At 62.5% G+C, this 20,594-nt stretch carries 18 protein-coding genes; 14 read left to right on the top strand and 4 right to left on the bottom strand.

Annotated elements, in window-relative coordinates:
* Positions 1-2: 2 nt before the first annotated feature.
* From LCF60_RS17535 to LCF60_RS17525, 3 genes are read right to left on the bottom strand one after another with little or no spacing between them, the layout of a single operon-like run.
* Positions 3-740 (bottom strand): Asp/Glu racemase, encoded by a 738-nt coding sequence (locus LCF60_RS17535; protein ID WP_292293532.1) that lies wholly within the window; start codon positions 738-740, stop codon positions 3-5.
* Positions 740-1,900 (bottom strand): Xaa-Pro peptidase family protein, encoded by a 1,161-nt coding sequence (locus tag LCF60_RS17530; protein WP_292293531.1) that lies wholly within the window; start codon positions 1,898-1,900, stop codon positions 740-742. Before LCF60_RS17530 ends, LCF60_RS17535 begins: the two co-directional genes overlap by 1 nt.
* Positions 1,897-2,940, bottom strand: a complete 1,044-nt coding sequence (locus LCF60_RS17525) for a pyridoxal-phosphate dependent enzyme (protein WP_292293530.1) — start codon at positions 2,938-2,940, stop codon at positions 1,897-1,899. The genes LCF60_RS17530 and LCF60_RS17525 overlap by 4 nt, the downstream gene beginning before the upstream one ends.
* A gap of 178 nt (positions 2,941-3,118) precedes the next feature.
* Here LCF60_RS17525 and LCF60_RS17520 point away from each other — a divergent pair, with 178 nt between their 5' ends.
* From LCF60_RS17520 to LCF60_RS17470, 11 genes are all read left to right on the top strand, one after another.
* Positions 3,119-4,771 carry a thiamine pyrophosphate-dependent enzyme gene (locus tag LCF60_RS17520; RefSeq protein ID WP_292293528.1) on the top strand — a complete coding sequence of 551 codons (1,653 nt, stop codon included), beginning with the start codon at positions 3,119-3,121 and terminating at the stop codon, positions 4,769-4,771.
* Positions 4,772-4,885: 114 nt separating this feature from the next.
* Positions 4,886-6,535 (top strand): acetolactate synthase large subunit, encoded by a 1,650-nt coding sequence (locus LCF60_RS17515; RefSeq protein ID WP_292293526.1) that lies wholly within the window; start codon positions 4,886-4,888, stop codon positions 6,533-6,535.
* 17 nt (positions 6,536-6,552) lie between these two features.
* Positions 6,553-7,899: an NADP-specific glutamate dehydrogenase gene (gene gdhA / locus LCF60_RS17510; RefSeq protein WP_363318432.1), complete on the top strand. Its 1,347-nt coding sequence runs from the start codon at positions 6,553-6,555 to the stop codon at positions 7,897-7,899.
* 173 nt (positions 7,900-8,072) lie between these two features.
* Positions 8,073-9,137 carry a substrate-binding domain-containing protein gene (locus tag LCF60_RS17505; RefSeq protein ID WP_292293525.1) on the top strand — a complete coding sequence of 355 codons (1,065 nt, stop codon included), beginning with the start codon at positions 8,073-8,075 and terminating at the stop codon, positions 9,135-9,137.
* Between the two features lie 80 nt (positions 9,138-9,217).
* On the top strand, positions 9,218-10,510 hold the full coding sequence (locus LCF60_RS17500; RefSeq protein ID WP_292293524.1) for a Gfo/Idh/MocA family oxidoreductase: 1,293 nt from the start codon (positions 9,218-9,220) through the stop codon (positions 10,508-10,510).
* Positions 10,507-12,051 carry a hypothetical protein gene (locus LCF60_RS17495; RefSeq protein WP_292293522.1) on the top strand — a complete coding sequence of 515 codons (1,545 nt, stop codon included), beginning with the start codon at positions 10,507-10,509 and terminating at the stop codon, positions 12,049-12,051. The genes LCF60_RS17500 and LCF60_RS17495 overlap by 4 nt, the downstream gene beginning before the upstream one ends.
* Before the next feature lie 26 nt (positions 12,052-12,077).
* Entirely contained in the window at positions 12,078-13,340 is a 1,263-nt protein-coding gene (locus LCF60_RS17490) for an ABC transporter substrate-binding protein (RefSeq protein WP_292293521.1), read from the top strand.
* A 62-nt stretch (positions 13,341-13,402) separates the two neighbouring features.
* A complete protein-coding gene (locus LCF60_RS17485) occupies positions 13,403-14,344 on the top strand; it encodes a sugar ABC transporter permease (protein ID WP_292293520.1) in 942 nt (313 codons plus the stop codon).
* Positions 14,344-15,168 carry a carbohydrate ABC transporter permease gene (locus LCF60_RS17480; RefSeq protein WP_292293519.1) on the top strand — a complete coding sequence of 275 codons (825 nt, stop codon included), beginning with the start codon at positions 14,344-14,346 and terminating at the stop codon, positions 15,166-15,168. Before LCF60_RS17485 ends, LCF60_RS17480 begins: the two co-directional genes overlap by 1 nt.
* A gap of 3 nt (positions 15,169-15,171) precedes the next feature.
* The gene (locus LCF60_RS17475) at positions 15,172-16,203 is read left to right on the top strand and encodes an ATP-binding cassette domain-containing protein (protein WP_292293518.1); all 1,032 of its coding nucleotides are present in this window, start codon (positions 15,172-15,174) and stop codon (positions 16,201-16,203) included.
* Positions 16,203-17,207: an SIS domain-containing protein gene (locus tag LCF60_RS17470; RefSeq protein WP_292293516.1), complete on the top strand. Its 1,005-nt coding sequence runs from the start codon at positions 16,203-16,205 to the stop codon at positions 17,205-17,207. Before LCF60_RS17475 ends, LCF60_RS17470 begins: the two co-directional genes overlap by 1 nt.
* A gap of 120 nt (positions 17,208-17,327) precedes the next feature.
* Here the strand turns inward: LCF60_RS17470 and LCF60_RS17465 are convergent, their stop codons facing one another.
* The gene (locus LCF60_RS17465; protein ID WP_292293515.1) at positions 17,328-18,356 is read right to left on the bottom strand and encodes a zinc ABC transporter substrate-binding protein; all 1,029 of its coding nucleotides are present in this window, start codon (positions 18,354-18,356) and stop codon (positions 17,328-17,330) included.
* A gap of 55 nt (positions 18,357-18,411) precedes the next feature.
* Between LCF60_RS17465 and LCF60_RS17460 the strand changes: the two genes are divergently transcribed.
* Genes LCF60_RS17460 through LCF60_RS17450 form a run of 3 tightly spaced genes read left to right on the top strand, consistent with a single transcriptional unit; the run spans position 18,412 to position 20,491 of the window.
* On the top strand, positions 18,412-18,930 hold the full coding sequence (locus tag LCF60_RS17460; RefSeq protein WP_292293514.1) for a transcriptional repressor: 519 nt from the start codon (positions 18,412-18,414) through the stop codon (positions 18,928-18,930).
* Entirely contained in the window at positions 18,927-19,703 is a 777-nt protein-coding gene (locus LCF60_RS17455; RefSeq protein ID WP_292293511.1) for a metal ABC transporter ATP-binding protein, read from the top strand. Before LCF60_RS17460 ends, LCF60_RS17455 begins: the two co-directional genes overlap by 4 nt.
* Entirely contained in the window at positions 19,703-20,491 is a 789-nt protein-coding gene (locus LCF60_RS17450; protein WP_292293510.1) for a metal ABC transporter permease, read from the top strand. Before LCF60_RS17455 ends, LCF60_RS17450 begins: the two co-directional genes overlap by 1 nt.
* Positions 20,492-20,594: the final 103 nt, after the last annotated feature.

The raw sequence follows: 20,594 nt of genomic DNA, 5'->3' as shown, positions 1-20,594 counted from the left end.
CGTCAAACCGGGTCGACAACCGGCTTGATCGCATGATACCGGGTCGAAAAGCCCGCCAGCCGCCCCATGTGCCACGCTAGAATCTGGTTGCTGGACCAAACCGGAATGCCCAGTTCTGACTCGACCTCGTCGATGACATCGAGCGACCGCAGATTGGTGCAGGACAAGAAGACAGCGTCACACACGCCGTTCCGCCCGACATGCAGCGCCGCCTCGCGAACCGCAATGCGCGATATCCGCACCACCCGCGCTTCGGAAGGTTCATCAAAGCTGCCAAAGGACGTGACCCGGACACCCGCGTGATCGAGCGCCTCGACCAACCTGTCGCTTACGCTGGCCACGTAGGGGCTGAGCAATCCGACGCGCCTGATGCCCGCTTCCCGACAGGCCGAGATCAGGGCGGTGAGCGGATCGGTGACATGCTCGGTCGGCACGCCCCGCTTGATCATCTCGGCAACCCGCGCCGGACCGATGGTCGCGCTGGCCGAAGTGCAGCCATAGCCCACCACCGAACAGGTCGCGCCGCGCGGCAAGAGCGCAGCAGACGCGGTCAGGCCGCCCTCCATCGCCTGCAACGTGTCGAGCGACAGGGTCTCTCCGGAGGCCACGCGCGACACGAGGCATTCGACCTCTTGCGGAAGCAAGACGCGGAAATCCCGTTCGATCGTTTCATCGGCCTGCAGCGCGATCAAACCGACCTGCGTCGGGCGGGCGTCGTCTATCGCATAAGGCAGTGCCATCAGATCACCCGGATTTCATGAGATTGAAGGGAAGACAGAAATTCGGCCCCGTGATCGCGGATCACGATGTTTTCCTCGTGCACCATGATCTTGCCCGGACCGATCTCGACCGACGGCTCGAGCGTGAGAACCATGCCGGCGACAAGCACCGTGTGATCCTCGGGCACGATCGAAGGCCATTCGGTCAGCTGCATGCCAAGCCCGTGCCCCAGACGCCCGGCCTCCATCACGCTGCCCGATGGATTCACGACCCGGTGCATCGCATGAAAGAGGTCTGCAATCGTCGCACCGGGTCGGGCCAGTTCGGCCCCGGCCAGCGTCGCATCGAGCATCCGCGCATGCGCCTCCCGGACCTCCGCGCTCGGCGGACCCAAGCTGAAGTTGCGGTCGAAATCGCAGAAATACCCATCCCAGACCAGTCCGGTGTCAAGCATCAGGACATCGCCCGCCCTCAACGGCACATCGGTGGCCGGTGAGATTACGTCCGCGTAACCCTCGGCATCGGCCGCTCCGGCCAGGTACGGCACCCAGTCCGCCCCTTCTTCGAGGCAGAGCATCTGGAACCGCCGAAACACCTCTGACAAGGGTCGCCCGACATGCGCAATCTCACCGACGCGGGCAAAAGCCCGGTCGGCAATCCGCACGGCCTGCCGGATTTTCCCGATCTCGGTCTCGGATTTCACCAGCCGAAGCTGGCGCGTGATCGCGGCGTCTCCGACCAGAACGCGCGGCAACAATCCGTGTTCAAGCCGGCGCAGATCGGCAAGGGGCATGCGGACATGGCTCTCGATCTGATCCGCGATCCCGATCCACCCATCCTCCGGTGTCACTTGCCTGAGCGCATCGCTCAACAGGCCGATCCCGTCATCGCCATAATCAGGGGCCGACCATGTCCGGATATCCGTCACCCAGCTTTGCCCCATCAGATGGGCACCGATGGACGGGATCACCGCAATCGGGTCTCCGTTGCAGGGCAGGACAACGAACCACGGGCGCGTCGGGCTTTCCCAGAAACGGGTCAGGAAGCCCGTATAATATCGGATCTCCGGCTCGCTGGTCAGCAAGAGGGCGGAGAGACCATGATGCGCCATCATCTCCTGTGCGCGACGTGTACGCTGTCGGAACTCGTCGGTCGGAACTCCGCGCGGCGGGGCGGTCATGACGCCTGCTCGCTCAGTATGACCAGCACGCGGGACCGCTCGGTCAGGCCAAATGTCCCGGGGGCATCCTGCGCAGCCAACAGACCGGCCACCCCCGCCGCCCCTGAAGGCGTGGTCGGATAGCCCATCCTTGCGCATGTGTCGCTGCCGACCCGTCCTTCATCCTCGGTGATCAGCATGAAATCATCCGCGTCACGCGCCAGGCCCCTGAGCGCGATCAGGGACGGCTCCTTGCAATCCAGCCGGCCCATTGCGGATTCTGCGCCTTCCGTGACCTGCGCAGCCCCGGCCCGGATCGAGGCGAAGAGCGCGGGTGCCAGGTCCGGCTCCACGACGACGATACGGGGCGCATCGCCCCAAGCCTGCCTGGCATAGGCCGCGCAGGCGGCAGCCAGCCCACCAACCCCGGCTTGCAGAAAGATATGCGTCGGTGCCTCGGGCATCTGCCGAACCGCCTCTTGCATCAGGACAAGGTAGCCCTCCATGAGCGTGTGTGGCCGTTCGAAATATCCCGGCCAGGAACTGTCCGACAAAAGCGCCCAGCCGTTGGTGTCGGCGGCCTGTGCCGCTCCGGTCATCGCCTCTTCATAGATGGCGCCGTGGCGCACCACCTCGGCCCCGAAGCCGCGCAGCCGATCTGCGAACCCTTCCGGCACGGTCTCGGCAAGGTAAATCACGGCCCGCGACCCGAAGACCTGCGCTCCGGCAGCCACCGACAGGCCGTGGTTGCCCGCGCTCGCAGTCACATAGGTCCGGCCATTTGCATTACCCTCTTCGGCGTCGCGGGCAATCACGTAGGCCGCACCCAGAGCCTTGAAGCTGCCCAGCCCCATCCGGTTGCGCTCATCCTTGACGTGGACCTGACCGACACCAGCCGCCTCGGCCAAGGCCGGAACCTCCTCGAGCGGGGTCACCCCGGCCGCCGGGCACCGGGTCAGCAGCGCGGCGGGGCGATCGGCATCGACGCTGGGCAGCGGCACGTCGGTCAGCGAGGTCTTCAAGGCGGTCCGCTCGGCCGGGGTTACGTGATGAATGTCCATTGGCCCTCTTTCCGGATGCAGGCGCGATATGGCACCGCTCCTGTCGCCATATTGGCAGCGCGGGATCACGCTTGGCAATCCACAGCCGACACACGCCCTGTTGGCATCGACCATCTGTTTGCCCTGTCGCCCGAACCTGTCTAGCGTTCGGCCAGACCAACCAAGGGCCTCGACCGACATGACCACACAGACCAATACCATCCGCGCAGCAGACCATCTTGTCGATCTTCTGGTGGCGCAAGGCATCACTGCGGCGTTCGGAGTGCCGGGCGAAAGCTACCTTCCGGTGCTGGATGCCTTTTATGGCCGCGACCGCGACATCCGCTTTGTCACCTGCCGCCAGGAAGGCGGTGCGGCGATGGCAGCCGACGCCCATGGCAAGCTGACGGGCCGTCCGGGGATCTGTTTCGCAACGCGTGGTCCCGGAGCCACCAACGCCAGCGCGGGCGTGCATGTCGCCTTTCAGGACTCCACGCCGATGATCCTGTTTCTTGGTCAGGTCGCACGCGACATGGTCGAACGCGAGGCGTTCCAGGAAATCGACTACCGGCGGATGTTCGGGCAGATGGCCAAATGGGTGGCCCAGATCGACGATGCCGCGCGGCTCCAGGAATATGTCAGCCGGGCCTTCCGCACCGCGATGTCGGGTCGTCCTGGCCCCGTGGTGCTCGCCCTGCCAGAAGACATGCTCTACGACGAGATCCCGCAGCCCACGCCTCCGGCACGTATCGAAACGCCGCGCTTTGCCCCGCCAGGGCAGGCGTTGGAGACGCTCAGGAACAGGATCGCCAAGGCCGAGAAACCACTGGTGATGGCCGGTGGCGGTGGCTGGACACCGGCCGGCATCGACGCGTTGCAGCGCTTTGCCGAGACCCAGGGCGTGCCGGTGTCGGTGTCGCTGCGCAGCCAAGGGCTGATCGACAACCGCCACCCGAACTATGTCGGACATTACGGCGTCGGCACGCCTCCTTACCTGAAAGACATCATGGCCGAGACCGATCTGCTGATCGCCATAGGGCCGCGTCTGGGCGAGATGACGACGGGCGGATACACCCTCCTGTCGGCTCCGGTCCCGAAGCAAATGCTGGTGCATGTCTTCCCCGAACCCGAAGAGATCGGCCGCGTGTTCGAGCCGGACCTTGCACTTGTCGCCGATACAGAGAGTTTCTGCAGCGCCGTCGCGGCATGGGATCCGATTGCACCGGATCGCTTTGCCAACCGTACGAAAGACCTGCGCCAACAGTACGACAGCTTCAGCAGTCCTGCCTCGGTCGAGGGCGACCCCCTGGCCCCTTATTTCGCGCATCTTGCCGATGTGCTTCCCGAGGATGCCATTCTGACCAACGGCGCCGGAAACTATGCCGCGTGGTTGCATCGCTTCTACCGCTACCGTGCGCCCGGTTCCCAGCTTGCTCCGACTTCCGGCTCCATGGGTTACGGCCTTCCTGCTGCCATCGGTGCAGCGATCTGCGCGCCCGGACGCGAGATCTTCGCCATCGCCGGAGACGGCTGCTTCATGATGACCTGCCAGGAAATGGCGACGGCGCTGCATCACGGTCTGAACCTCACCGTGATCGTGATCGACAACGCCCGGTACGGCACGATCCGCGCGCACCAGGAACGCGAATACCCCGAACGTGTCTCCGGCACCGCCCTGACCAACCCGGATTTCTGCGATTTCGCGCGGTCGTTCGGAGCCCATGCACAAAAGGCCCCCGACTACGACAGCTTTGTCGCAGCCGTCGCGTCGGCACGGGCACGCGGTGGGGTGAACCTGATCGAGATCCGGACCGACCCCCGCCTTCTCGCTCCCGGCAAGTGGCTGAAATAAGGCAATAACCGGATCCCGAAGGGAACTTCCAAAGGTCACCAAGGTTCATCTCCGGCTCGTCAAAAGACGCCAACAGGCTATCTGTCCCGCGAGCCAGAAAAGGATGCGCCACACGTGACCAAAGCCAGTGACCTGTTTGTCAAATGCCTCGAAGCCGAAGGCGTGACCCGCATTTTCGGTGTGCCGGGAGAAGAAAACGCCGACATGCTGATGTCGCTGGAGAACTCTTCGATCGAGTTCGTGCTGACCCGTCACGAACAGGGTGCCGCATTCATGGCGGCGGTGCATGGTCGGCTGACGGGCACGGTTGGCGTCTGTCTTGGCACTCTGGGCCCCGGCGCCACGAACCTGATGACCGGTGTCGCCGACGGAAACATGGACCGCGCGCCCTTGCTGGTGATCACCGGCCAGGGCGCGATCACCCGTCAGCACAAGGAAAGCCACCAGGTGATGGACGTGGTGGCCATGTTCAGGTCTGTCACCAAGTGGTCGCAGGCCATCCTGTCCCCCGACGCGATCCCTGAGATCGTGCGCAAGGCGGTCAAGCTGGCGGTCGCCGAGAAACCCGGCGCGGTGCATATCGAACTGGCCGAGGATGTCGCCAAGACCGAGACGTCGGCCATGCCGCTTGCCGTGGTTCCGGTGCGCCGCCCGGCCCCGGACACGGTCGCGCTTGACCAGGCATGGGAGCTGATCGCCGCCGCGAAACGCCCGCTCATCATCGCGGGCAATGGCACGATCCGCACCCGGGCAAGCGCCGCGCTTCGGGCATTCTGCGAGACAACGGGCATTGGCGCGCTGATGACCTTCATGGCCAAGGGCGCGCTGGACCGGGACGATCCGCGATGTCTTTTCACCATCGGGATGGGCCAGCGCGATTTCCCCATGCCGATGGTCGAGCAGTCGGATCTCATCATCACCATGGGGTACGACATGGTCGAATACCCGCCCAGCAGCTGGAACCCGAAAGGCGACACCAAGATCGTCCATATCGATTTCCTGCCCGCCGAGGTCGACACGCATTACATCCCCGAGGTCGAGATCGTGGCCGACCTGGCTGCCGCTATTTCCGCGCTCGAGGACCGCGCCCGAGGGGCCACACTGGATTTCGATTTTTCCGCACAGGAAGAGTTGCGCGAAACGATGCAAGGCGAATTCGCGGCCCATGCCGAAGAAGCGGGCGAAGGACCGATCACGCCGCAAAAGGCGATTGCCGATGTGCGCGCATGCCTGGGACCGAACGACATCCTCTTGTGCGGCGTCGGCGCGCACAAGATGTGGGTTGCGCGCCAATACCAATGCCACGAGCCCGGCACCTGCATCATCTCGAACGGATTCTGTTCCATGGGCATGCCCCTTCCCGGCGCAATCAGCGCGGCGATCAGTTGCCCCGGCCGCAAGGTGCTTGGCCTGGCGGGCGATGGCGACTTCCTGATGAACGTCCAGGAAATGGAAACCGCACGGCGGCTGAACTCGGACATCACCATGATGGTCTGGGAAGACCAGGCCTACGGCCTGATCGCCTGGAAGCAGCAACAGGAATTCGACCAGCATACCGACATGTCCTTCGGCAATCCGGACTGGATCGGCCTGGCGCGCAGCTTTGGCTGGGAGGCCAGCAATTGCACCCGCGCGGAAGACCTGAAACCCCAACTGTCGGACGCCCTCGCCCACAAGGGTCCGTCGCTGATCGTGGTCCCGATCGACTACCGCGAGAACATGAAGCTGACGGAACGGCTTGGCGAACTGACGGTGAGCCTCTGATCGACTGGAAAGCTTGCATGACCCACGACAAGATCGACTTTGACGAATTTCTTGAATCCCTGAAAAGGCGCACCCCCGGAGAGGATGCCTTTCACCAGGCGGTGAGCGAGGTCGTGCCAGACCTTTTGCCCATCGTGAATGACACGCCGCAATACCGAGAGGCGGCGATCCTCGACCGGCTGACCGAGCCCGACCGGATCATCTCGTTCCGCGTGGACTGGCGCGATGACGACAATATCGTCCATGTCAATCGAGGCTACCGCGTCCAGTTCAATTCGGCCATCGGACCCTACAAGGGCGGCCTGCGGTTTCAGCCGAGCGTAAACCAGTCGATGCTGAAATTCCTGGGATTCGAGCAGATCTTCAAGAACGCCCTGACCGGCCTTCCGCTTGGCGGCGGAAAAGGCGGTGCCGACTTCGACCCCTCGGGGCGTTCCGAAGGCGAGATCATGCGCTTTTGCCAGTCCTACATGCAGGAACTGCACCGCCATATCGGTCCCGATGTCGATATCCCGGCCGGCGACATCAACGTCGGCTCGCGCGAGATCGGCTGGCTGTTCGGCACCTATCGGCGGATCACCAACCAGGTCGAGGGCGTCCTGACCGGCAAGGGCCTGTCCATGGGCGGTGCCGAGATCCGCACCGAAGCGACGGGGTACGGCGTGGTCCAATTCCTGTGCCATATGCTTGCCGAACAGGGTGACCGGATCGACGGGAAGACCCTTGTCATCTCGGGCGCCGGGAACGTGGCCACCCATGCCGCTGAGCTTGCCATCAGGGACGGGGCCAAGGTGATCACACTGTCCGACAGCAATGGCTACATCCACGACCGGAATGGCCTGACGCAGGAAAAGATCGACTGGGTCAAGGACCACAAGTCCAAATCCGGCGCCAGCCTCGAAGCCTATGCCGACGAATTCGACGCGACCTGGTGCGCGGATGCGGCGCCCTGGGGCGTGCCATGCGATGTCGCCCTGCCCTGCGCCACCGAAAACGAACTGGGCAAGGACGGGGTCAATGCGCTGATCGACAATGGCTGCACCACGATCGTCGAAGGCGCGAACATGCCCACCACGGCAGAGGCGAAAAAGGCGATACGCGACGCGGACCTCCTCTTCGGCCCCGGAAAGGCCGCGAATGCCGGTGGCGTCGCGGTATCGGGCCTCGAAATCAGCCAGAACCGCCAGCGCCGTACGCAAACCCGCCAGGAACTGGCCGACGCGCTCAAGGATATCATGCAAACCATCCACGACAGTTGCGCCGAATTCGGTCAGTCAAAGGCGGGCATCAACTATACCAAGGGTGCCAATATCGCCGGTTTCACGAAAGTGGCCGAAGCGATGCATGCCGAGGGCGTGACCTGATTTCCGGCAAAGAAAACGGTCGGGTCTGCAGAGCCCCGGCATGCGCTTGCCTGCCAGTTGCGGCTGACAATGCCGATTTCGGAATGGCGCCCAGTGGCTTCTGGTCTCATGCTGATCCGCAACCGCTCGAACGGCCGCTTCACCGCGACTTTGCCAACTGATATGAGACGCGCATGGCAAGCCGCAAGAAAGACATCGAAACCTGGGTCGCGGCGGAGATAGCGCGATTGTCGCCTGGCGAGCGTCTTCCGACTGTGCGCGAGATCATGCGGCGGTTCCGCACTGCGCAGCGCACCGTCGAGGCGGCTATTGCACCCTATATCGCATCCGGTCACTTGATCGCCCGGCGGGGCGCCGGGATCTGCGTGGCAGAGCCCTTGGCGAACGAAGAATTATTCGAGGCCGATGTTCTGGTTCTCTACCGTATCTCGGCCAGCCGACTGGCCCGTTCGCTCTTGACCGAACTCGAACGCCGCTTCAAGACGCGCGGGCAACGGATCATGTTGCTTGGCTTTTCCGACGAAGATCACGCGCTCTCTGTCCTGTCGCGGCTTGGTCGGTATCGGGTGTGCCTGATCCAGGTCCATTTCGAGCCCTTGGCCTTGTCCTTTATTGCCGGCATCGCAGACCATGCGAATGCGGTGGTGGTGGACGGCATCTCCGCCACCGGGGTCGGCGTCGACGCGATCGGCACCAATTGGCGAGAGGCATTGACCGTTGCCATAAGGCACCTGAAGGAAAGCGGGCATCAGCGGATCGCGTTTCTGACCTCGGCCCACCCCGCCCGCCAGATCGCCATGGCCCGGCGCGAATACCTGCGGTTCTGCGAAAATGGCGGCGATCAGGGCTGGCTGATCGAAATCGAGGGGCTGCCGGGCGATTACAAGCTTACCGACCTCACGGCCGGTCTTGGTGACTATCGGCAGGTGGATGGCAGTTTTCCGTTCAGCGCATTGATCACCTGGGGTGTGGTTGATGGCCACAAGCTGGATCACGCGCTTGGCGATCTGGGGCTTCGATGTCCTTCGGACTTGTCTGTGGTGATGCTGGGCAGCATCGACAACCACTCCGAACATTTGGGCCGCTTCGACGTGGTCGGCAATTCCAACGCCGAAAAGATCGCCTGCTTTGAAAACGTCATCCTGTCGCGCCTGGCTCTCGAGGGCGACGCGCCGACCGTGCATTACCTTCCGGTTCATCGCGCCGTCTTCGGCAGTGTCGAGACATGCGATAAATAATCGTATCTGAGTATAACTCGACTTCTCGGGCCCATTATACTCACATAGCGTTCCTCCGTATCCACGACACGGGAGCGGCCATGAGTTCCGTAGCCACAAGCCAACTGAGCAGGACCAAACCGTCGGAAACGGCTGGGACGATAGGCGTTGCCATCATTGGCGCAGGCGAGCGCGGGATCTACTATGTCGGCAGCAGAATGGCCGAACTGGCGCGGGACACAGGATTTCGCATCGTCAGTGTGCACGATCGGTTGCGCGACAGGTCGATGCACGCCGCGGCCTATCTCGACGAGATCTATGCCACGCAGGGTGTGCGGCACCACGTGCGGGTCGCCGACACCCTGCAAGACGCGGTGACCGATCCGGAAATTGACATCGTGCTGGTTACCACACACACGAGCGCGCATCTGGAACCCGTGCGTGCGGCCGCAAAGGCGGGCAAGCGGATCTATCTCGACAAGCCGATCTCGGTCAATCTGGCCGATGCGGAAGCCATCATGCAGATCGAGGCCGAAACGGGTCAGCCCATCATGATGGGGTTCACGCGCCGCTATGAACGTCCATGGATCGAAAGCATCGGCCTGTCACGCAATGATGCCATCGGAGTGCCGCAGATGGTGCTGTTGCGTTCGGTAATCCCCTATACCCGCTACCTGCAACTCTGGCATCGCACGAATGCCGCCTCGGGTGGGGCGATCAATGACAAGGGATCGCATCACTTCGACGTCTTCAACTGGATCGCGGGCTGCGAGGCCGTGTCGGTCACCGCGACCGGGGGAAGGTCTTCCATCTTTGCGCCCGATCCGACCGCGCCCCCCCGCTGTTCGGAATGTGACCGGGACTGCCCCTACCGTCGGCACGAAACCCTGATCGACGTCGCAGAAGGCGTCGGCAAAGTCCCCAATCCAAGCTGGATCGATGCCACGGCACCCGAAGACCGCAACGACAATTGCGTCTATCTGCCCGGCTCAGACATCGATGATCATGCGGTCGTCACCTTGCGCTACACCAACGGCATCGTCGCATGCCTTTTCTTCACCATATTTGGCCCGTTTTCGACGGATCAGGAAACGCTCGAGATCATAGGAGAAAAGGGCCGCCTGCGGATGGAGCGTCACTCAGGCGAGATCGACCTCGTTGCGGACCACGGCGCAAGACATGAGACGATCAAAGCCGGGGCGGCGAACCGGGATTCGTCGCATTTCGGCGCTGATCTTGAATTGGTGAGCACGATGCGCCGTTTCATCGACGGGGAATTGCCACCTGCGGGGGTTCGCGACGGGCTGGCATCGCTGCGCATCGTTCACGCGGCGCAAAAATCCATGGCCGCACAAGGCCGTCCCGTGAACCCGTTGACGCAGGATTTCCTATGACCCGCCCTCATCTCTGCCATGGATTGACGCCACGCGCGGACCGGTTGGGGGTCACACCGCTGTTCGGTGACATCCATAATCATTGCGATCTGTCTTATGGCCACGGACGCTTTTCCGAAGCTCTTTCTCGCGCTGCGCTGCAACTGGATTTCGTGTCGATCACCGGACACGCACACTGGCCCGACATGCCGGTGGACGACCCCAGCGTGGCCCATATTGTCGAATTCCATGTCGATGGCTTTGCCAAGCTGCGGGCAGGCTGGGCAGAGCATTATGAAACGCTTGAAGCTGCCGAAACCGAGGGTCTGAAAGTCTTTCCGGGATATGAAATCCATTCTACGGAACATGGCGACTACACGATCGTGTACCGCGATCTTGACGGCGCTCCCCTGCACCTGGCCGATAGCCCCGCCGAGTTGAAAGCGGCGCTGCACCGCGACATGCCCAACCGGGCCTTCGCATTTCCACATCACATTGGCTACCGACAAGGCGCTCGGGGCATCAATTGGGACACGTTCGACCCGAGCCTGTCGCCTTTTGTCGAGATGAACTCGATGCATGGCTGCGCAGAGACATCGGAGAGCCCGCGCAGCTACTTGCACTCCATGGGTCCGGTCGATGGGCATTCGACCATGGAATGGGGGCTGGCGCAGGGTCATGTCTTCGGAATCGTCGGAAATACCGATCATCATAGTGCCTTTCCCGGCTCGTACGGCCATGGGCGGATGTCGGTCTATGCACCGCGCAATGATCGAGACAGTATTTGGCAGGGCTTGACCTCGCGGCACACCAATGCGCTGACCGGACCGAACATCCATCTATTGACCGCGATCGGCGACGCGATTCAGGGCAGCATCGTGCCCCCTGCGCCGGACGCCGTACTGAATGTCGAAGCGGTGGCGGGTGGCGCCATCGAATGTATCGATGTGATCCGCAACGGCAGGCTGTTTCAGCGGATATCGCCTGCGCTGGCCGCATCACCCATCGGCAACCTTGACGAGACGCTCCTGTACTTGGAACTGGGTTGGGGCGCACGCGGCTCCCAACACCGCTGGGAAGGACAAATCCGGATCGACGCAGGCGAGATCATCGCGATGGAGCCACGCTTTCGCGGGGCCGAGGTGGTGTCGCCGCTGGAAGGCCGGGATGGGGAACATCTGCGTGCCGAATGGGCGCTCAAGGATGGTATCTCGCATTTCGCCGTCACGGCAGAGGCGAACCCGAACAATTCCACCACCGCCACACAAGGCATTGCCTTGCGGCTCAGGCTCGAGGAGGGCGCCGTGATTCGCGCCACCCTCAGCGGCCGGCAGATCGACATTCCTGCCTCGCGCCTGCGCGAGGGGGCTCTTGCGGGCAATCTTGGTCCGATCGACAGCCCTGCATATCGCTTTCATCCCCTGCCCGAAACCGCCCTTTGGCAATGGCATGGCAGCGTTCCTCTCGGGCCGGTGACGGCCGGGGAAAATCTCTACGTCCGTTTGCGCCAGACGGACGGGCAGATGGCATGGGCGTCGCCCCTGTTCTGCCAAGCGGCGTGATCAATCCATGAAACAGGGAGAACGACATGAATAGAACAAAGTTTTTAGCGGCAGGGCTTGCTGCCGCCACGCTCGGAACGTCAGCTCTGCACGCAGCGGAGTTGAACATCGTACATGGGGCTGTCGGGAAAGACCAAGAGGTTCTGCGCGTCGCCCTCGACCGTTTCGAAGAGGAAACAGGGCACACCGTGAACATTGTATCGATGCCCGAACGCACGACCGATCAGTTCGCGCAGTTCCGCCTGTGGCTGTCGGCGGAATCGCAGGATATCGACGTTTATCGGCTTGACGTGATCTGGGCGCCGCAACTGGCCGATCACTTCGTCGATCTGACAGAAGCCACGGCTGACATCATCGACCAGTTCGTACCAGCTGCGGTGGAAAGCCAGACAGTCGACGGCAAGCTCGTGGCGTTGCCCATGTTCCTGGGGGCGCCCGCACTTTACTACCGCTCCGACCTGCTTGAGAAATACGGCAAGGACATGCCGGAAACCTGGACCGAGCTGACCGAAACAGCGTCCGAGATCATGCAAGCCGAGCGTGAGGCCGGCAATGAAGACATGTGGGGCTACGTCTACCAGGGCGCGGCCTACGAGGGTCTGACCTGCAACGCGATGGAATGGATCGCCTCGAACGGTGGTGGCCAGATCGTCAACGCGGACGGTGAAATCACCGTGATGAACGAAAAGGCGGTCGAAGCTCTTGACCTGGCAGCAAGCTGGGTCGGGAACATCGCGCCTCCGGGCATCCTGAACTACGCCGAAGAAGACGCCCGCGGCGTATTCCAGTCCGGAAATGCCGTGTTCATGCGCAACTGGAACTATGCCTATGCGTTGGTGAACGGCGAGGACAGCCCGATAAAGGACGTGGTCGAAGTCACGACCCTGCCCGCCGGTGATAGCGGAGAGACCGCCTCCATCCTGGGCGGATCGCATCTTGCGGTTGCGAAATATTCCCAGAACCAAGACGAAGCGATCCAGCTCGTGCGTTTCCTGAACAACGAAGAAAGCCAGCGGGCCCGCGCGATCGAAAGCTCGCGTCCGCCGACGTTGACGGCGCTCTACGAAGATGCGGAAATCGCCGAGAAGCAACCCTTCATCCCCCTGTGGAAACCGGTGATTGACGGCGCCATCTCGCGGCCGTCGGCCCCGACGAAGGGCGACTACAACGAAGTCTCGTCCGAGATCTGGACCGCTGCCCATTCCGTCATGTCCGGCGAGATGGACGCGGAGTCGGCCGTGGCGCGCCTCAACGCCATGCTGACGCGCCTGAAGGGCGACGCCTGGTAAGACACGCACCCCTTGCCCCCGCCCACCGGCGGGGGCGCATTTCCAAAACAAGCGGAATGGACATGTCCCGGAAGACCGGCCTTATCACGCAACGCACCCGCGCCGCCTGGATGTTCTTGACGCCCATGCTCCTGGTTCTGGCAGCCGTCGCGCTTTATCCGCTGGCTCAGACCATATGGTTCGGCTTTACCGACGCGTCGCTAAACGACCTCGACGGTGCCGAATGGGTCGGGTTCCGCAATTATCTCGAGTGGTTCGATTACGGCAACGGGCAAGGCGAATGGGACGGGCTGCTTGTCGACGAGCGCTGGTGGCGCGCCGTTTGGAACACTCTGAAATTTGCCTTTGTCAGCGTTTTTTTCGAAACATTGTTCGGGCTGATCATCGCCCTTGTCCTGAACGCGCAGTTTCCCGGTCGCGCCATCGTGCGGACCGCCGTGTTGGTGCCTTGGGCAATTCCAACCGTGGTGTCGGCCAAGATGTGGGGCTGGATGCTTCATGACCAGTTCGGAATCATCAACGACATGCTCATGAAGGTCGGCCTGATCTCGGCCCCCATCGCCTGGACAGCGACACCGGAAACAGCCATGGCCGCGGTGATGATGGTGGATATCTGGAAAACGACGCCGTTCATGGCGCTGCTGATCCTCGCGGGCCTTCAGATGATCCCGGGTGACATTTACGAAGCCGCAAAGCTTGACGGTGTGAACCCGGTACGCGTGTTCCGCAAGGTGACGCTGCCTCTGGTCATGCCCGCGCTTCTGGTCGGCGTGGTGTTCCGCGGGCTGGATGCGCTTCGCGTCTTCGATATCGTGTACGTGCTGACGCCCAATACCGACGCAACCCGTGTGATGTCGCTCTTCGCGCGGGAAAATCTGTTCGAATACGACAGGTTCGCCTATGGATCGGCGGCATCGACGGTGCTTTTCCTGATCGTGGCGCTCATCACGATCGGATTCATCTATGCCACGCGCATGGATCTCGAAGGCAAGGAGGACCGCTGATGGCCATTCTGAAACGCATCGGTTTCTGGGCGCTTGTCACCCTGATCGTGGCCCAGGCGGTTTTCCCGTTCTATTATGCCATCCTCACGTCGCTGGAGAGTGGACAGGCGATCTTCGACGTCAATTACCTGCCCAAGGTGATCGACCTGTCGAATTACCGCGATGCCTTCGCCAATGGCGTTTTCGGCAAGCAGATCCTCAATTCGGTCTTCGTGGCCACGATCGTGGTTGTGATCTCTCTGGGGCTTGCCGTTACGGCCTCTTATGCCCTGGCGCGCATCCCGTTCCGGGGAAGAGGAAAACTGCTGCTGCTGATCCTGTCGGTCTCGATGTTTCCGCAGATCGCCGTGCTGTCAGGGCTGTTCACGCTGGTGCGCGGGATGGGGCTTTTCAATTCGCTTTGGAGCCTCGTGTTCTCCTACATGATCTTCACCCTGCCCTTCACGGTCTGGGTCCTGACCACTTTCATGCGGAAACTGCCGATCGAGATCGAGGAGGCGGCGATCATGGACGGTGCGTCGCCCTTGACCATCATCCGCCGGGTATTTCTGCCGCTCCTCTGGCCCGCGATGGTCACCACCGGACTCTTGGCCTTCATCCATGCCTGGAACGAATTCCTCTTCGCGCTCACATTCATGTCCACCGACACCCAGCGCACGGTGCCCGTCGCCATCGCGCTGATATCGGGCGCAAGTGAGTTTGAAATACCCTGGGGCAGCATCATGGCGGCGTCCGTCATCGTGACGCTGCCGCTTGTCATGCTGGTCCTCGTGTTCCAGCGCAAGATCATCTCCGGCCTGACCGCGGGCGCGGTGAAAGGATAAGACATGGCAACTGTTGAACTGAAGAACGTGTGCAAGGATTTTGGCCGCGTTCGCGCCGTCTCGGACGTGTCGCTGTCACTTCAAAAGGGCGAGTTCGTCGTTTTTGTGGGTCCCTCAGGCTGCGGAAAGTCCACTTTGCTGCGCATGGTCGCAGGGCTCGAGGACATCTCGAAAGGTGCCCTTCTGATTGATGGCAAGGACATGACCCACACCCTGCCGGCGCAACGCGGTGTGGCAATGGTGTTCCAAAGCTACGCCCTTTACCCGCATATGAGTGTTTATGAAAACATGGCGTTCGGCCTGGAACAGGCCAAGCTGAAGAAACCGGAGATCCGGCAGCGTGTGACCCATGCCGCGCAGATGCTCCAGATCGAAGAGTTGCTTGACCGGAAGCCGCGTGCGCTCTCGGGTGGACAGCGCCAACGCGTCGCCATCGGCCGGGCCATCACGCGCAATCCGCGTGTGTTTCTGTTTGACGAACCGCTTTCCAATCTTGATGCCGCGCTGCGCGGGGACACCCGTGTCGAGATCGCGCGCCTGCATGCCCGGCTCACCGATACGACGATGATTTATGTCACCCATGATCAGGTCGAGGCGATGACGCTGGCGGATCGTATCGTGGTGCTGAACAAGGGCAAGGTCGAACAGGTGGGCGCGCCCCTGGAATTATATGAAAAACCCGCCTCGCGGTTTGTCGCTGGTTTCATCGGCAGCCCCAGGATGAATTTCATCACCGGCCCCGTGGCCCAGAACGCAGGCGCAGAGACCTTTGGCATCCGCCCCGAGGACCTGACGATTTCTGACAGCGACGGGCTCTGGAGCGGAACGGTTCTTCTGTCCGAGGAACTGGGCGCCGACACATTCGTACATATCGAAAGTGATGTGTCCGATACTCCGTTGATCGCGCGGGCGACCGGGCGGATGCGGTTCGAGTCAGGACGCCGCGTCTTTCTCACACCGGATGAAACCCGCATCCATCTTTTCGACAGCCAGGGGCAACCGATGACCCCGAAGATTCGAGAGGTCACAAAGTGATGGAAACCGGGCTGGATATCATCAATACCGAGCTTGGGCGGCAATTTGGCGACGCTGCCGAAACCTTCGACACCCAATCCGAGGCGGCCCGAAGCGCGGCGAATGACATTCGCAAAACGGGACGGCTGCATCTGCTGGGTATCGGCGGGTCGCATTGGGTGAACCGACTGGCCGAACCGTTCTATCGCCGCGTCGGGATCGACGCGACCGCACATGTCATCTCCGAATATATGCGGGCTCCCCTGCCGGGCCCGGCCGTGCGCCTGCTGACATCGCAATCCGGCGCGTCGGGCGAGATTTTGAAATTTCTCGAGCCAGGTCCCCTTGGCCCCCTGCACGGTCTCACGCTGAACGCCGACAGCCCCCTGGCTCGGGAAATCCCGTGCCTGACCGGGGCCGGCCCAGCAGAAAAAAGCTATGCCGCCACGCGCTCCGTCACCATCACGATAGCACAACATGCGGCGATCCTCTCAGCGCTCGGCGCCGAGTTGCCCGGGGTGTCTGACGCTCTTGGTACGCCAAAGGGTCTGCCCGACACCTCCGCCGCCACTGCGCAGCTGTCTACGGCGCGCAGCGCCGTTTTCTGCGCGCGCGGTGCCTTGCAGGGGCTGGCCGACGGACTGGCACTGACCTTTCTGGAACTTGCCCGGATCCCGGCGATGGGCCTTGAAGCGGGTATGTTCCGCCATGGCCCCATCGAGATGGTGGATGACAGCGTCGCAACCGTTTTTTTGCGCGGTCAAGGTGACGAAGGCGACAATCTCGACAGCCTTGTCCAGGATCTGGTCGAAGCGGGATTCAGGCCTGTGATCATTGATTTTTCCGGCGCTGCGGTCATTCGCGGAGCGCTCACCGTGCCTGTGCCGCCTGCCAGAGGCCTTGCAGCTGCGCTGCGCGCCCTGCCCGTCGTGCAGCGCATCGTCGTTGATGCCGCCGAAAATATCGCGCCTGACATGGGCCGTCCGCTGCGCTCTTCCAAAGTAACCTCGGGAGAAGCGGCCTGACGGGTGGAGCGACCCGAAACCTGCACCCATCCGACGAATATGCGGGAAACTCTGTTCCCGCACGGTCCACCGCGTTTCACGGGCTGCCTGTGACATCCGGCAGCCCGCGTCTGGAAAAATTCAGAGACAGCCTGCCAGTGCCGTGGCAAGGTTGCGTAGCATTTTGCCGTAAAGGTCCGGGCCGGGCTCGAGGTCTGACCCGAGCGGATCGAGCACGCCGGTGCGAGCTTCGGAACCGTCCATGACCGCCGCCACGATACCGGGAGCGAACTGCGGTTCAGACAGCACGCATGTCACGCCCTGCTCCGCGACGCGGGCCTGGATCTCGGCGATGCGGGCCGGGCTGGGATCGGACGCATCGGAAACCGATATGGCGCCCGAGGCGGGAAATGCGAAAGCTGTCTCGAAATATTGATAGGCGTCATGGAAGACGATGAAGTTGCGGTCCCGCACCGGATCGAGAATGTCGTTTATTTCGACCCTCAGACTGGCCAATTCTTCCCGCGCTGCCGCCGCATTGGCAAAGTAGGTGCCCGCGTTGTCCGGATCGGCTCCGGACAATTGCGCAGCGATGGCGTTCAGCCAGACTGCGCCGTTGTCAGGTGACAACCAGGCGTGGGGGTCGTGTTCGCCATGGTCCTGGCCAGCGTGCTCGTGATCCTCATGGTTGCCATGCTCTTGGTGATCATGGTCGTCGTGGCCCTCTTCGACAGCATGATCGCTGTGGTCATGATCCCCGTAGTCATGGTCCTTCGCTGCGTGGTCCACATCGCCATGTGCATGCGCCTCGAACAGAACCCCTTCCCGGAACGGCAGTTCGGTTGTTCCTTCAACCTCGATCAGTTCGATGATCGTCGCGTCACCCGCCAATGTTTCGATCGCCCCTTCCAGCCAGGGTGTCAGGTTGGGGCTGACCCAGAAAACCAGATCTGCCTCCTGCAGCGCGCCGGCCTCTGACGGGCGAAGGCTGTACTCGTGCGGGCTTGCCCCGGGTGCCACGATCAGGGAGGGATCTCCCACCCCCTGCATCACGCGCGCCACGAGCGAATGCACCGGCGCGATATCGACCGCCACATTCGGAACATCCGCCAAAGCCGTGCCTGCAAGCAAGGTTGCCGCGACTGACAGGGGAATGAGGTTTCTGGACATATGCGGCTCCATGTGATTATATAACGTTACCTTTTGGTACAGGAAATGAAATAACATGACAAGCTCCGCCCAAGCCGGAAAGATCAGGCCGAGCAATCCGATCGGGTTCGAGAAACACGATCATGGCTCATGCATCAGCGCGGGCCTCGCATCGGCCGAATTGCATTGCCAGGCAGCAGGGCTGCGATTCACCCCGGTCCGACGCAAGGCGCTGGAAATCCTCTTGCAGGAGCATCGCGCGCTCGGGGCCTACGAGATGCTTGACAGGCTGCGCGATGCCGGGTTCGGCTCGCAACCACCCGTGGCCTACCGGGCGCTTGAATTTCTCGTCGCCAACGGCTTTGCGCACAAGATCGAACGCCTCAACGCCTTCATCGCCTGCGCCCATCCCGGAGCCACTCACTCTCCGGCGTTCATGATCTGCCGGCTTTGCGATTCGGTGGCTGAAGCGCAATCGTCGCCGGCACGCGGGTCTCTCGGAGACGCGGCGCATGCCACGGGGTTCAAGATCGAACGGACCGTGGTCGAAGCAGAAGGCATCTGTCCTGCTTGTGCGGACAAGGCCGAAGCATGACCTTGATCTCGGCGAAGAATATCAGCGTCAGCTATGGCGCGAACATGGTCTTGCGCGACGTGTCCCTCGCGGTAGAGCCGGGCGAGATCGTGACCGTCGTCGGACCGAACGGATCCGGCAAGACCACGTTGTTGCGGTTGCTCATCGGTGCGACGCATCCGACATCCGGGCGGATCATGCAAAAACCCGGGCTGCGGATCGGCTACGTCCCCCAGAAACTCCATATCGATCCGACTCTGCCGATCACGGTGGAACGGTTCCTGCGCCTTCCCGGGGGCACCACGCGCGCGGCCTGCACAGCGGCGCTGGAGCGGGCCGGCGTGCCCGACCTGTCTCACCGCCAGATGTCCGCCTTGTCCGGAGGCCAGTTCCAACGGGTCCTGCTGGCGCGTGCCCTCATCAACGAGCCGGACCTGCTTTTGCTGGACGAGGCGACCCAGGGCCTGGATCAACCCGGGTCCGCCGCCTTCTATCGGCAGATCGAGGAGGTGCGGCAGGCAACAGGCTGCGCAATTCTGATGATCAGCCATGAACTGCATGTGGTGATGGCCGCCTCCGACCGGGTGATCTGCCTCAACGGCCATGTCTGTTGCCAAGGCACGCCCGATATCGTCTCGGCCGCGCCGGAATACCGCGCGCTTTTCGGCACCGGCACTGGCGGCGCGCTGGCTCTTTACCGGCACGAACATGACCACACCCATGACGAAACCTGCACACATGATGACCGGCACGACCACGAGCCGTCCAGAAAAGAGACCGAGGCCGCCGAATAATGCTGGATGATTTCATGACGCGCGCCGCGCTGGCAGGTGTCGGCGTGGCACTTGCCGCCGCCCCGTTGGGCAGTTTCGTGGTCTGGCGGCGGATGGCCTATTTTGGCGACGCCACGGCGCATGCCGCAATTCTGGGTGTGGCCCTGTCGCTTGCGCTCCAGATTTCGATCTTCGCAGGGGCCGTCGCCGTGGCGCTTGCGATGGCGCTGACCGTGACGGTGCTGACCGGACGGGGCTATGCGATGGACACGCTCCTGGGTGTGCTGGCGCATTCCGCACTGGCCTTCGGGCTGGTCGCAGTGTCTTTCCTGTCCGGCATCCGCATAGACCTCATGGCCTATCTTTTCGGCGACATTCTGGCCGTGTCACGCGGCGATCTGGCGGTGATCTGGGGGGGTGCCGCGTTGGTTGTCGGGCTGATCGGCTGGCGCTGGTCGGCGCTGCTGACCTCCACCATCAGCGCGGAACTTGCCCATGCCAGCGGGATAGACCCGAAGCGCGAACAGCTCATCCTGACATTGGCGCTGGCCATCACGGTTGCCGTCGCGATCAAGGTGGTGGGCGTCTTGCTGATCGCGGCCATGCTGATCATCCCCGCCGCCGCTGCCCGGCCACTGTCACGCACGCCGGAACAAATGGCTCTCACCGCCGCTGTCATCGGCAGTGGCTCTGCCGTGATCGGTTTGCAATCGGCCTATGCGCTCGACACGCCGGCGGGGCCATCCATCGTCTGCGCCGCAGCACTCGTGTTTGTTGCCACAAGCATCCTGCAAAGCCTGCGATCCTGAAGAGCGGACGTGCCCGACGCAACAGCGCGTGGCGCGTCCGTCTGCAAGAGTGGTCATCGGTCTTGGCGAAGGCGCGCCCTCGGTGTCTGCCGCGGCGGCTGAA

This window comes from Marivita sp. (assembly GCF_020055635.1).
Lineage (GTDB): Bacteria > Pseudomonadota > Alphaproteobacteria > Rhodobacterales > Rhodobacteraceae > Marivita.
Note: the sequence above shows the minus strand (reverse complement) of the source record. Positions and strands in the feature narration are given on the sequence as shown.

Excerpts from the sequence above, each read along its gene's own strand:
- LCF60_RS17535 (WP_292293532.1), bottom strand. The coding sequence starts at position 740 with ATGGCACTGCCTTATGCGATAGACGACGCCCGCCCGACGCAGGTCGGT.
- LCF60_RS17530 (WP_292293531.1), bottom strand. The coding sequence starts at position 1,900 with ATGACCGCCCCGCCGCGCGGAGTTCCGACCGACGAGTTCCGACAGCGT.
- LCF60_RS17525 (WP_292293530.1), bottom strand. The coding sequence starts at position 2,940 with ATGGACATTCATCACGTAACCCCGGCCGAGCGGACCGCCTTGAAGACC.
- LCF60_RS17520 (WP_292293528.1), top strand. The coding sequence starts at position 3,119 with ATGACCACACAGACCAATACCATCCGCGCAGCAGACCATCTTGTCGAT.
- gdhA (WP_363318432.1), top strand. The coding sequence starts at position 6,553 with ATGACCCACGACAAGATCGACTTTGACGAATTTCTTGAATCCCTGAAA.
- LCF60_RS17505 (WP_292293525.1), top strand. The coding sequence starts at position 8,073 with ATGGCAAGCCGCAAGAAAGACATCGAAACCTGGGTCGCGGCGGAGATA.
- LCF60_RS17500 (WP_292293524.1), top strand. The coding sequence starts at position 9,218 with ATGAGTTCCGTAGCCACAAGCCAACTGAGCAGGACCAAACCGTCGGAA.
- LCF60_RS17495 (WP_292293522.1), top strand. The coding sequence starts at position 10,507 with ATGACCCGCCCTCATCTCTGCCATGGATTGACGCCACGCGCGGACCGG.
- LCF60_RS17490 (WP_292293521.1), top strand. The coding sequence starts at position 12,078 with ATGAATAGAACAAAGTTTTTAGCGGCAGGGCTTGCTGCCGCCACGCTC.
- LCF60_RS17485 (WP_292293520.1), top strand. The coding sequence starts at position 13,403 with ATGTCCCGGAAGACCGGCCTTATCACGCAACGCACCCGCGCCGCCTGG.
- LCF60_RS17480 (WP_292293519.1), top strand. The coding sequence starts at position 14,344 with ATGGCCATTCTGAAACGCATCGGTTTCTGGGCGCTTGTCACCCTGATC.
- LCF60_RS17475 (WP_292293518.1), top strand. The coding sequence starts at position 15,172 with ATGGCAACTGTTGAACTGAAGAACGTGTGCAAGGATTTTGGCCGCGTT.
- LCF60_RS17470 (WP_292293516.1), top strand. The coding sequence starts at position 16,203 with ATGGAAACCGGGCTGGATATCATCAATACCGAGCTTGGGCGGCAATTT.
- LCF60_RS17465 (WP_292293515.1), bottom strand. The coding sequence starts at position 18,356 with ATGTCCAGAAACCTCATTCCCCTGTCAGTCGCGGCAACCTTGCTTGCA.
- LCF60_RS17460 (WP_292293514.1), top strand. The coding sequence starts at position 18,412 with ATGACAAGCTCCGCCCAAGCCGGAAAGATCAGGCCGAGCAATCCGATC.
- LCF60_RS17455 (WP_292293511.1), top strand. The coding sequence starts at position 18,927 with ATGACCTTGATCTCGGCGAAGAATATCAGCGTCAGCTATGGCGCGAAC.
- LCF60_RS17450 (WP_292293510.1), top strand. The coding sequence starts at position 19,703 with ATGCTGGATGATTTCATGACGCGCGCCGCGCTGGCAGGTGTCGGCGTG.